The sequence below is a fragment of the Chitinophaga skermanii genome (assembly GCF_003259335.1).
GTDB classification, from domain to species: Bacteria; Bacteroidota; Bacteroidia; order Chitinophagales; family Chitinophagaceae; genus Chitinophaga; species Chitinophaga skermanii.
In genome coordinates, this window is sequence record NZ_QLLL01000005.1 from 460121 (window position 1) to 472558 (window position 12438).

The following is a 12438-nucleotide window of genomic DNA, read 5'->3' on the forward strand; positions in this document are numbered from 1 at the left end:
AAAATCGCCGTAGAAAGCTACGGCGAATTGTTTTATAGGTTGTGTATAACGAAATGAAAAGTTAGCGTAGGGTAATTGTACCAACATTGCTGGCTTGACCAACTGTTACATTTACACCTAACAAGGTGGTATCTCTCAAAATACCATCACCCACGATAGCAACATTGTAAGCACCTGCATTTAATCCTGGCAATACGAATGTACCGGTTACAGCGTTTGGTAAAGCTGCAGCTACGGTGTCGTTTTGTTGGATAGCATAAATACCTTTAACGCTAATAGCGGGTAATGCAATGCCTTTGATACTACCTGAAGTAGCTTGTGTGAAAGTACGAATAACGGGTTTGAGTATGTATTTGTTGCTACCTGTAGTAACAATAGACTTCGCAGCATCGAAATCGAGCCATAAGCGGTATTCAACATCTGCGACTAATTCCGCATGTACATTTAGTTTCAAACCTGATTGTTGCGCAGATGGGGTTTCTAATGGATAAGAAGTACCACCTACAACAACGCTGTTATTATTACCTAGAATTAAACGAATCTGAGAGATTTTACCGGCCGGTAAATCTTTAGAAATAAGCAGGGTGTCGAGCCCGTTTCTGAAATCTAATAAGTTGTACACCCCTGGTCGAAGCAAACCGAGTGATTGCCATCCATTGGTAGTGTCGGAAGAGTAATTCACCCTTACATCTTGGATATCGATGTATACCGCATCGTATGCAACAGGAGCATCCGTAAGATAAACGCTTAATCGGGAATTTCCTTGTGGTGGATAGTCATTTCCATCATCACATGACGTGAGAGAGAATAGCGACATGGCTCCTAATAGGAGAAATGAGAGGACGTTGTTTTTCATATAAGATTGGTTAAAATCAATTAACCTATTACAAGAACCTTGCCATATGATATTTTAATATAATAATAGGTTTGGTGCATAAAAAAAGGCTATCCGGTAGAATAGCCTTTTTTTAGTATATATTCAACGAGTATTATCCTAAGAAATCATCGTTTTGTTCTTGTTTCTTTTCGGGTTGACCGGCAATCCCTGCAAACCAAGTATCGACGTTACCGGCTAGCATAGCGGGTAATTTGCTTTTAATATACTCTTTCATGGTTTCGATCGACTTTTCAGCTTGTTCAGCTGTAATGCCGGTTTGTTCTTGCAACTTTTGAATCAATTCTTGCATGGTAGAAAATATTAAAAGGTGACTGGATGATTAAGCTACTTTGAGTTTAGAAAGATTGGATTGCTCCATCTTGCTTTGTGCGAATTCGCGGGTAAGTACGAATGCTGTTTGATTAGTAGATGGTAATTCGAACATCGCGTCGCTCAGTAATACTTCGCAGATAGAACGTAAACCACGTGCACCCAGTTTGAATTCCATTGCTTTTTCAACAATATAATCCACAGCGCCGTCTTCTATTTGTAATTCGATACCTTCTACTTTGAATAGTTTTTGGTATTGTTTTACGAGGGCGTTTTTAGGCTCTGTTAAGATGGCTTTGAGTGCATCGGCATCCAAAGAATTCAAATAAGTTACCACTGGAAGGCGACCTAATAATTCTGGGATTAAACCGAATGATTTCAAATCTTGTGAGTTAACGAAGCGGAGGATGTGTTTTTTCGCATCTTCTTCGCGGTCTTTATTCACAGTGAAGCCGATAGATTGCGTTTGTACGCGGCGGCTAATGATTTTATCTACGCCATCGAAAGCGCCACCACAGATGAACAGGATGTTCTGTGTGTTTACTTTGATGAGTTTTTGTTCAGGGTGTTTACGGCCGCCTTGTGGAGGAACAAGTACTTCTGTACCTTCCAATAACTTCAGCAAACCTTGTTGTACACCTTCACCGCTCACATCACGTGTGATAGATGGGTTATCGCTTTTGCGGGCGATTTTATCGATTTCATCGATATAAACGATACCTTTTTCTGCAGCGTCTACATCATAATTGCACACTTGTAATAAGCGGGTTAAAATGCTTTCTACGTCTTCACCTACGTAACCGGCTTCTGTGAATACAGTAGCATCTACGATGGTAAATGGAACGTTCAGCAATTTAGCGATCGATTTAGCAAGTAAGGTTTTACCGGTACCAGTTTCGCCTACCATGATGATATTCGATTTTTCGATTTCTACTTCATCTGTATCATGGGTTTGATTGAGGCGTTTATAGTGGTTATAAACGGCTACAGCTAAGATCTTCTTTGCATCATCCTGTCCAATCACGTATTGATCCAAGAAGCTCTTGATTTCAACGGGTTTCGACACTTTGGGAACAAAGTGAGAAGGGCCTTTAGCTGTGTTTTTATCGTGGTTGAAAAGTTCTTGCTCGATAATTTCTTGCGCGTTGGCCACACAGTTTTCACAGATGTGCCCTTCTGCGCCGGCAATTAAGATCTGCACCTCGTCTTTTGAACGGTTGCAGAATGAGCAGCGGATTTTAGACTCTTTCATCAATTGTCGATCTTTAGATATAAAATAAGTTCTAGCGAACCGGGGTTCGGCAAAAACAAATTTACGGATAATATTTTTGGTAGTACCCGTATATATTAAAACATCCCGCCGGGGCGGGATGTTTTAGCATTTTTATTGTGCGTTATTTTGTTCTTTTTTACGAGGATTTTTGTCGAGCACATCGTCGATAATCCCGTATTCTTTTGCTTCGTCGGCAGTCATCCAGTAATCGCGGTCGCCGTCTTTTTCAACCTTTTTGAAAGGTTGACCAGAGTGAGTGGCGATGATTTCGTTCAATTCTTTTTTCAATTTCACGAATTCGCGTGCTGTGATCTCGATATCAGAAGTTTGACCTTCTGCACCACCGTGTGGTTGGTGGATCATAACACGAGCATGTTTTAATGCTGTGCGTTTACCTTTTGTACCTGCTACTAAGAGAACGGCACCAAAAGAAGCGGCCATACCAGTACAAATTGTTGCTACATCTGGAGCAATAATTTGCATTGTATCATAAATGCCTAAACCCGCATATACACTACCACCAGGGCTGTTGATGTACATTTGGATGTCGCGGTTACGATCTGTGGATTCCAAGAACAGTAACTGAGCGGTAATTACGTTTGCAACGTAATCGGTCACTGGATCGCCTAAGAAAATAATGCGATCCATCATTAACCTTGAAAATACGTCCATCGTAGCTACGTTCATCGGGCGCTCCTCGATGATATAAGGGGTCAAAGCGTTGAGCTGGTGACGAGCGTAACTATCTACCACTAAGCTGCTAATACCGCGGTGGTGGATGGCATATTTTCTGAATTCGTTATTAATGTTCATGATGGTGATGTTTATGAGGCAATTTAACAAAATCTTCTGCTGTGATATCCTCTTCTTTCACGTTCACCTTCGTTTCGGCAAAGTCAAACAATTTTGTTGTAATCATCTCACGGTATGTTTGATCCACGAATTTCTCGTCTTGCAACATACGGTCGATATAAGAATCGATCCATTCAGCTTGTTCAGCGGCGCCGCCGAAGTAACCCATGATACGTTGCTTAGCGTTTTCTTTCAATTCTTCGAAAGAAACTTCAATTTTATTATCGCGGATCAATTTGTCGGAGATTAAAGTCCAACGCAATTGATGGTCGAAATTCGGGTATTCTTTTTCTGCTTCTTCGGCAGTTTTTGGTTTTTCACCGCCGGTTTGTAACCAACGTTTCAAAAACTCTTTTGGTAATTCGATTGGAGTTTCGTGCACCAAAGTTTCGAAAAGATCGTTGTGCATGCTGTTTTTAGCTTCCATGCTCCAGTACTTTTCTACTTCTTCTTGCAATTTAGCGCGGAACGCTTCTTCTGTTGTAACGCCCATGTTAGGGTATACTTCATTGAAGAATTCTTCGTTCAACTCTCTTTTAGCAATGTGATTGATTTTTGTAATAGTTAATACAAAATACTCATTCACCGCTTCTTCTCCTAATTTAAGGTCTTTTAAGATAAAAGCTTGTCTTTCTTGATCAAAAGCTGCAGACAATTGGAAAGAAATGCTTTCACCTACTTTTTTACCTTTTAATTGATCTTGAATAGCAGGTGTGAAATACTTCAACAAAACTGAAGTTTCTTTCTTCTCTGCACCTTCAGCAACAACGCCTTTCGCATCTGCTGCCTCAAATGAAACGTTCAACACGTCGTCTTCAGATGAAACGGTTTCAACTTCTTCTGCTTTACCACCTTTCAATTGTAAACGATTTACTTCTTCGTTTACCATTGCGTCAGTTACTTTTACATTGTATTTAGTTAATGTAGTACCGCCATTTAAAGGAGTAATATCAAAAGTAGGTTTCAAACCAATCTCGAAAGCAAAATCATATTCTGCTGGAGCGTTAAGGTCTATATCTTTTGCAGATTGTTCGAGGGAAATCGGTTGGCCGAAAATTTCCAATTTTTCATTTTGAATGTAATCCATCAAACCTTTCTCAACAGATTTCAATACTTCATCTGTTAAGATCGCTTGGCCATGCATTTTTTTAACCATGCCCACAGGCACCATTCCTTTACGGAAACCTGGAATGTTGGCAGATTTGCTGAACTGCTTCAACGATTTTTCAAAATTGGGAAGATAATCTTCCTGGCTCACTTTCACAGTGATCTTATCATTCAATAAACCAATGTTTTCTCTGGTTACGGTTGCCATTTTGTATGATGTTATTATTTAAAACACGAAAATTGTTTAGGCCGTGTGGAACACTTATGCACGAAGATTGTGCCATGAGCCTGCAGTGAAGGAGTTCCTGCCTTTTTAGCAGGCTTATGCCGCTTTGCTGCCGTGAGCAGACTAATTTTGGCATATAAACTGAAAAATGTGCGGGTAAAGACTCTCGATATAATAAGAAGGAAATTACTACATCACATTATGCTTGTATTCGAACCTGGTTGTCGAATAAAGCTTAGTGCGGGTGGAGGGACTCGAACCCCCATGCCGTGAAGCACTAGATCCTAAGTCTAGCGTGTCTACCAATTTCACCACACCCGCATAGCATTCATCTTAAAGAACTTCTTTTTACCGGCTAGAACCGCAGTAAAAAGGAATGCAAAGGTATCGTTTTTTATGAATAAAGCAAATGTAATTTCAATTTTATCAAAAAATCTTCCCAAACCCCAACGCAGCAAGCTTCTACAGTCGTTATCTAAAACCTTTTTCACTCTGCTTATCCCTTTTCATCCCATCACCCATGTATAACTTTCCATTCTTCATCCACCACTATAGCTACCCAAGAACACCCAAAACCGATGCTGCATATATCCCGAATATACCCTGCATATACCTGGTATATTAGAACAATATTATAATTCCAGTATGACATTATTAGAAGAACATTAAAAGATATTATAAATAACGCTGCGAAAAATAGATATGACATATTATAACCGGCTAAAATGACATGCTTTTCCGTGCAATTGGACTAAAAGCACGGTCGCTTACAGCATAGGGAAGTTAAAGACTTTTAAAGGCAGGTTAAAGTCTTTCAAAGGCAAGTCAAAGTCTTTTAAAGGGGTGTCAAAGGCTTTTCAAAGGGTTTTCAAAGGCTCGTTAAAGGGAAGTCAAAGGGAAGTTAAAGGCTTTGTGGTATAATTTGGGTTTTGCGGGTGAATTGCGTATATTGTTAACAGGGAGTAGCCGCTTCCTCATCAAAGTATGCCCGGGTGACAGTCGTTCTTGTATGACATGTTCATCCAACGAAAAAAAATCAACCCCAGCTATCGCCTCGTTGAAGCATTATATGCCGAAATGTTTATATTTGAAAAGAGCGGCAAGATCGTTGCTTACACACTTCCCGGGGGCGCTTCACCATATTCTTGGCAAGCATAGGTAGCATCCTCTTTTAATCGTAATTTTGAAGCAAGTTTATGGATACAGTGACAGTTCAACAATACAACCTCGACGAAGAACAAGAGAAAAAAGAGATCGTCCGGCACTATAGGGCCTTGTTACGAGCCTTGAAACCCCGTTTGAAAAAAGGGGATAGAGAGCTTGTGCGTACTGCTTTTGAAATGGCAGCCGATGCGCATATCGACATGCGCCGTAAATCTGGGGAGCCGTATATCTTTCACCCGCTTGCCGTTGCGCAAATTTGCGTGGAAGAAATTGGCCTCGGTGTACGCTCTGCTATTTGCGCACTTTTACACGATACCGTTGAAGATACAGAAGTAACCCTCGAAGATGTTGAACGCGAGTTCGGTAATGAAATCGCCCATATCGTTGACGGGCTTACCAAAATATCAATTGTAGTGGATTCTAATACTTCCACTACACAAGCCGAGAACTTCAAAAAGATTTTGCTAACGCTAGCAGATGATCCGCGCGTTATCTTAATCAAGCTGGCTGATCGCTTGCACAATATGCGCACCCTCGATTCTATGAGCCGCGAAAAACAGTTGAAAATCGCTTCAGAAACGGTTTTCATCTATGCGCCTTTAGCACATAGGTTAGGTTTGTATAATATCAAAAGCGAGTTGGAAGACTTGGCCATGAAGTACACGGAACAAGATAAGTACCGTGAAATTGCGCGCAAGTTGAAGGAAACGAAGCGAGGAAGAACCACTTACATCAACGAATTCATCAAGCCAATTAAAGAAGTTCTTCAAGAGGAAGGCTTCAATTTTGAAATATATGGTCGCCCGAAATCGATCCATTCCATTTGGAACAAGATCAAAACAAAGGGTGTACAATTTGAAGAAGTATACGATTTATTCGCCATCAGGATTATCCTGGATTCGCCTATAGATAAGGAAAAAGCGGAGTGTTGGAAGGTATATTCCATTATCACCGATTTCTATCACCCTTCGCCAGAACGTACGCGCGACTGGTTAAGTAACCCTAAAAGCAATGGTTACGAAGCTTTGCACGTAACCGTAATGGGCCCGCAAGGTAAATGGGTGGAAGTGCAGATACGCACGAAAAGAATGAACGACTACGCCGAAAAAGGGGTAGCTGCTCACTGGCGTTATAAAGAAGGTAACCAAACGGTGCAAGAATCGAAATTCGACCAATGGTTTACGTCGATCCGCGAAATCCTTAACAACCCGGATTCGAATACCCTCGATTTCTTGGCCGACTTTAAATCGAATTTATTCACCGAGGAAATCTATGTGTATACACCGAAGGGGGATTTGAAAATCTTACCGGTGAACGCTACAGCATTGGATTTCGCCTATTCTATTCACAGTGCTATCGGTAACAAGTGTATAGGGGCGAAGGTGAATTATAAATTGGTGCCGCTGAGTCATAAGTTGCGAAGTGGCGACCAGGTGGAGATTATTACCTCGAACAAGCAACGCCCATCGGAAGATTGGTTGAACTTTGTATTAACGGCCAAAGCGAAATCGAAGATTAAGGACGCGCTCAAGGAAGAGAAGCGGAAGATCGCGATGGATGGTAAGGCCGCCTTCGAGCGTAAAATGGACCATTTGGGTGTTTCGTTGAGCCAGCATAATATCAACGAGGTTATCCAATTCTACAAGCAGCCGTCGCCTTTGGATTTGTATTACCAAGTGGCGGTGAAGAATATCGACTTAAAAGAATTAAAGCAATTCCAAGTACTGGGCGATAAATTAGAAGCGCCGAAGCCTGTGAAAGTACCAGAAGTGGTGGTTCCAGAGGAGAAAGTAAAGGAAACGAATAAAAAAGACGCCGAGTTAATCATATTTGGCGAAAGTTCCGACAAGATCGCTTACCGCTTAGCAAATTGCTGTAGGCCGATCCCGGGAGATGATGTGTTTGGCTTTATTACGGCGAGTGAAGGATTGAAGATTCACCGAACAAATTGCCCGAATGCCGCGCAATTATTGGCGAATTATGGTCACCGTGTAGTTAAAACCAAGTGGGTGAAAAACCGTGAAATCTCGTTCTTAACGGGTTTGCGAATTGTTGGGATGGACGATGTGGGGGTTATCCACAAGATTACGAACATTATCTCCGGCGAATTGAAAATCAACATCGCTGCACTAACGATCGAATCGAAAGAAGGACTGTTCGAGGGTTTGATCAAAGTGTTTGTGCATGATAAAGAGGAGTTGGAAGTTTTATTAGATCGATTGAAAACTTTAGAAGGAATTCAGTCGATTAGTCGCCTCGAAGATTAATACAGACAAGCCTTTTAGTGGAATGGGTGCCTTTTGGGGTACCCATATAAAAAAATCATACCGGGTGGTGTGTAGGTATTTTATTTGTTAAAAAAAAGTGTAAGGGGAAATTAAAACCTTCTTTTTTTGTGCAATAATTATTGGGATCGCATTATTTTTGCGCTTCTTTTCGAAAGAATTCATAAAAATCTTTAAATATCATGGTAGATGTATTGTTAGGGCTACAATGGGGTGACGAAGGAAAGGGTAAAATTGTAGACTATTTTGCCGGTAAGTACGACGTTATCGCTCGTTTCCAAGGCGGGCCCAACGCAGGTCATACTTTGTATGTAAATGGCCAGAAAGTAGTTTTGCATACCATCCCTTCGGGCGTGTTTCATGCAAATACCATTAACCTAGTTGGTAATGGTGTGGTGCTTGATCCCGTAACGTTTAAGAAAGAGTGCGAGAAAATTAGCGCTTTGGGTATTGATCTGAAAAAGAACTTATTCATAGCTGAAAAAACGCATATCATCGTTCCAACGCACCGTGCATTGGATAAAGCTTCCGAACAAGCAAAAGGACAAGATAAGATTGGTTCAACCTTGAAAGGTATTGGCCCGGCTTATATGGATAAAACCGGTCGTAATGGTATCCGTGTGGGTGACTTATTATCGGCGAATTTTGCTACCATTTATGAAAAATTAAAAGCTAAACATCAACAACTGCTATCTAATTACGGTTTTGATGAAGATATTAGCGAATGGGAAACCGAGTTCTTCGAAGCCGTTGAATTCTTACGTACAATGAACATCGTAAATGGTGAGTACTTCTTGAATGATTTGATCAAACAAGGTAAAAAAGTATTAGCAGAAGGTGCGCAAGGAAGTATGTTGGATGTTGACTTCGGTACATACCCATTTGTAACCTCATCGAACACCATTTCTGCAGGTGTTTGTACCGGTTTGGGTATTGCTCCTCAATTAATTAAGGATGTTATTGGTGTAACAAAAGCATATTGCACACGCGTGGGTAGCGGACCATTCCCTACGGAATTGTTCGACGAAACGGGTGAAGAGTTAAGAAAAGTTGGTCATGAATTCGGTGCTACTACCGGTCGCCCGCGTCGTTGTGGTTGGATCGATTTAGTAGCCTTGAAGTACACATGTATGTTAAGTGGTGTTACGAAATTAGTGATGACGAAAAGTGACGTACTAGATGCGTTTTCTGAAGTGAAGGCATGTACAGCTTATGAAGTAGAAGGTAAGGTAACGGAACAATTGCCATACCACATCTGCAACGTACCTGTAACGCCGGTGTACAAATCATTCCCAGGTTGGACGGAAAAGACTGCTGATAGTGGTTCTTACAATGAATTACCTGGTGAAATGAAAAATTTCTTATCTTTTGTGGAGCAATATTTGGATGCCCCAGTTTCGTATGTTTCTAACGGTCCTGGTCGCGACCAAATTCTCGAAAAACAATAGTGAGAATTTACGAAAAAAATAAGCCAAAAAAAATTTGGCGAATAAAAAAAACTATTAAAACTTTACGCTAGAAACTTAAGTAACACCATTATGAAATCAAAATCTGATAAAGAAAAAGAGACCAAAAAAACTACTTCTGCCAAACCGCCGAAAGCAGCTGCTAAAAAGGCTGAGCCAAAGCCAAAAGAAGTAGATGAGGATGAGGAAGAGGATGATGAGGAGGAAACTCCGAAAAAGTCTGCTGCTTCAAAAAAATCAGATAGCAAGACTTCTAAATCCAAAAAGAAAGGCGACGACGAGGATGAGGAAGAAGATGACTTTGATGGCGATGATGACGCGGATTACGAAGATGAGTGGGAGAAAGGAAGTAAAGACGATGATTACGACCCAGATTTCGAAGAATTCGATATGCCTAAATCTAAGAGCAAACGTTCTACTGGTGGCTCAGGCGCTAAGAAGAAAAGTGGCGATGACGATGATTATGGCTTCGATGATGAGTTCAAAGACTTGGGTTTTTTCAACGATAAGTTTGACGACGACGACGATGATTTTTAATTTAAAGTGATACTGTTATCAGGACATTTTATTCATTTCCCGTAACTAATCTTACTGCACTTAAACAGCAAATGTTGAATTGGGCTAACCAGTTCAACATTTGTTGTTTTTTGGATAATAACCAGTACAGTTTGCCATATCACCAATACGAGGTTTTATTGGCAGTGGGCCGTGTGGCCAATATTCAATGTGCTGCAGGGCAAGCATTTAGTACCTTGCAGAACTTTTATAATACGCAGAAAGACTGGCTTTTTGGTCATTTCGCGTATGATCTCAAAAATGAAGTAGCCCCGCTTACATCGGCACATCCTGATGGCGTGGGATTCGATGATCTCCATTTCTTCCAACCCGAGATCATACTTACGATCCAACATAACAAACTATCTATCGGTGGCTGGAACTACAGTGAAGCCATGTGTACCAACGTGTACCAAAGCTTGCTAGCCATGCCTACAGTTGTAGCGGAAGTACACCTTTCTGTTACCCCCCAATTACAAAATCACCTCAATGAAGCAGCTTATATCAAAGCTGTAGAAGCATTACAACACCATATTCACATCGGGGATTGTTATGAAGTTAATTTCTGCCGGGAGAACTTTTGTGCCGACTTACAAGTAAACCCTTTGGCACTTTTTGCCCGTTTGAACGCGGTATCGCCTGCGCCTTCGGCGGCGTACTACCGGGTGAACGACCGGTATTTGTTGTGTTCTAGCCCGGAAAGGTATGTACAGAAAGTGGGCAATCATATTATCTCCCAACCCATTAAAGGCACCATTCATCGTGGGAACACGGCGCTTGAAGATGCAGCCTTGCGCGACGAGCTTCGGCATAACCGTAAGGAAAGAGCCGAAAACGTAATGGTGGTGGATTTGGTGCGGAATGATTTGAGTCATGTTGCCCAACAAGGCAGTGTACACGTGGCTGAATTATGCGGTATTTACCAGTTTCCGCAAGTGCATCATATGATTTCTACCGTAGCAGCGGAATTTGATGTAGAACATCATGCTTTATTCGATATTATTAGGCATAGTTTCCCGATGGGGTCTATGACGGGGGCGCCTAAGCTGCGCGTGATGCAATTGATTGAGCAATATGAGCGTTCGCGTAGAGGATTATATTCTGGAGCTGTGGGGTATGTTGATCCACAAGGCAACATGGACTTCAACGTGGTGATTCGGAGTATCTTATATAATGCAGCTGACCGGTACTTATCATTCCAGGCAGGATCTGCCATTACCTTTTACAGCAACCCGCAAAGCGAGTGGGAAGAGTGCTTGCTGAAAGCGAAAGGTATGCGGAAGGTATTAGGTATTTGACGATTTGGGGAACAATTGCATCATAGCCTCGTCGATAGTGGGGTAAGAGAATTGGAACCCGGCTTGTTGGATTTTCTGGGCCGATACGGTGGTACTTTTCAATACTTCCACACTCATCTCTCCCAAAGCCAATTTCAACGCAAATTTAGGGGCGTGAACGGTTACATAGCTATTACCTTTAGCAGCCTTTGCCATGCTTAATACTAGCTCGCGGTTACTAACGGGGTGTGGTGCAACGGCGTTATAAATACCCTTAATTTGATCATTTACGATGGCATTGAAGTACAAGCGAACGATATCTTGTATATGTACCCAGCTAATCATTTGTTCTCCGCTTCCTAAGATGGTAGCGAAGCCGAACTTCAAAGGTTTATAGAACTCCACTAATGCGCCTTTATCACGACTAAGAACGATACCTGTGCGGTAAAGCACCGTAGGAATGTTGAGTGATTCTATTTGTTGTACACTTTTCTCCCAGGCTAGGCAAGTATTGGATAGAAAATCATTCACCGGTGGATCGGATTCGATGAATGGGCGATTGCCTTTGTCTTCACCATAGAAACCAATAGCAGAGGCGCTGATGACTTTTTTAACTTTATGGGGTACTTTTTGCAGGGTGTTGAAGAGTAGGTTACCACTTTCTACGCGGCTGTCGACAATCTCCTTTTTACGGGCGGCAGTCCAACGTTTATCGGCTACACCGGCACCGGCTAAATGAACGATGTAATCGGCTTGTTGGATGGCATCTTCATCAATTTGTTGACGATTTACATCCCAGGTAGCATAGGAAAGGTGTTCATTATCAGCGTGCATGGCGTGGCGGCTCATGATGATGACTTTGTATCCTTTTTCCAATAAAAATGAAGCTAATTCTTTCCCGACCAAGCCAGTTCCACCGGTAATTAACACGGTATTCATAGTAGACAATTAATAAATCCTGCTGATAAAAATATTTATCTAAATGTACACAATAATTTGTTGTGTTTTAGCTTTTAAACAAGGGAG

General features: G+C 41.5%; 10 protein-coding genes and 1 tRNA gene. 4 read left to right on the top strand and 7 right to left on the bottom strand.

Features of this window, described 5'->3' with window-relative positions; translation table 11 throughout:
- Window positions 1–61: 61 nt before the first annotated feature.
- From LX64_RS15160 to LX64_RS15185, 6 genes are all read right to left on the bottom strand, one after another.
- The gene (locus LX64_RS15160) at window positions 62–856 is read right to left on the bottom strand and encodes a DUF4382 domain-containing protein (RefSeq protein WP_111598509.1); all 795 of its coding nucleotides are present in this window, start codon (window positions 854–856) and stop codon (window positions 62–64) included.
- 133 nt (window positions 857–989) lie between these two features.
- A complete protein-coding gene (locus LX64_RS15165; RefSeq protein WP_111598510.1) occupies window positions 990–1187 on the bottom strand; it encodes a hypothetical protein in 198 nt (65 codons plus the stop codon).
- 30 nt (window positions 1188–1217) lie between these two features.
- On the bottom strand, window positions 1218–2459 hold the full coding sequence (gene clpX / locus LX64_RS15170; protein ID WP_111598511.1) for an ATP-dependent Clp protease ATP-binding subunit ClpX: 1242 nt from the start codon (window positions 2457–2459) through the stop codon (window positions 1218–1220).
- 132 nt (window positions 2460–2591) lie between these two features.
- Window positions 2592–3293, bottom strand: a complete 702-nt coding sequence (clpP, locus tag LX64_RS15175) for an ATP-dependent Clp endopeptidase proteolytic subunit ClpP (RefSeq protein WP_111598512.1) — start codon at window positions 3291–3293, stop codon at window positions 2592–2594.
- Window positions 3283–4647: a trigger factor gene (gene tig / locus LX64_RS15180; RefSeq protein WP_111598513.1), complete on the bottom strand. Its 1365-nt coding sequence runs from the start codon at window positions 4645–4647 to the stop codon at window positions 3283–3285. The genes clpP and tig overlap by 11 nt, the downstream gene beginning before the upstream one ends.
- Window positions 4648–4904: 257 nt before the next feature.
- Window positions 4905–4986, bottom strand: a tRNA-Leu gene (locus tag LX64_RS15185).
- An 875-nt stretch (window positions 4987–5861) separates the two neighbouring features.
- Here LX64_RS15185 and LX64_RS15200 point away from each other — a divergent pair.
- The 4 genes from LX64_RS15200 to LX64_RS15215 all read left to right on the top strand — a co-directional run bounded on the left by LX64_RS15200 (window position 5862) and on the right by LX64_RS15215 (window position 11433).
- Window positions 5862–8096: a RelA/SpoT family protein gene (locus LX64_RS15200; protein ID WP_111598516.1), complete on the top strand. Its 2235-nt coding sequence runs from the start codon at window positions 5862–5864 to the stop codon at window positions 8094–8096.
- Between the two features lie 200 nt (window positions 8097–8296).
- Window positions 8297–9562 carry an adenylosuccinate synthase gene (locus LX64_RS15205; protein ID WP_111598517.1) on the top strand — a complete coding sequence of 422 codons (1266 nt, stop codon included), beginning with the start codon at window positions 8297–8299 and terminating at the stop codon, window positions 9560–9562.
- A 90-nt stretch (window positions 9563–9652) separates the two neighbouring features.
- A complete protein-coding gene (locus LX64_RS15210) occupies window positions 9653–10117 on the top strand; it encodes a hypothetical protein (protein WP_111598518.1) in 465 nt (154 codons plus the stop codon).
- A 131-nt stretch (window positions 10118–10248) separates the two neighbouring features.
- On the top strand, window positions 10249–11433 hold the full coding sequence (locus tag LX64_RS15215; RefSeq protein WP_245952695.1) for an anthranilate synthase component I family protein: 1185 nt from the start codon (window positions 10249–10251) through the stop codon (window positions 11431–11433).
- Here LX64_RS15215 and LX64_RS15220 read toward each other — a convergent pair.
- Complete coding sequence (locus LX64_RS15220) at window positions 11422–12351, bottom strand: TIGR01777 family oxidoreductase (protein ID WP_111598520.1); 930 nt, start codon at window positions 12349–12351, stop codon at window positions 11422–11424. The two genes, LX64_RS15215 and LX64_RS15220, sit on opposite strands and share 12 nt — an antisense overlap.
- Between the last annotated feature and the right edge of the window lie 87 nt (window positions 12352–12438).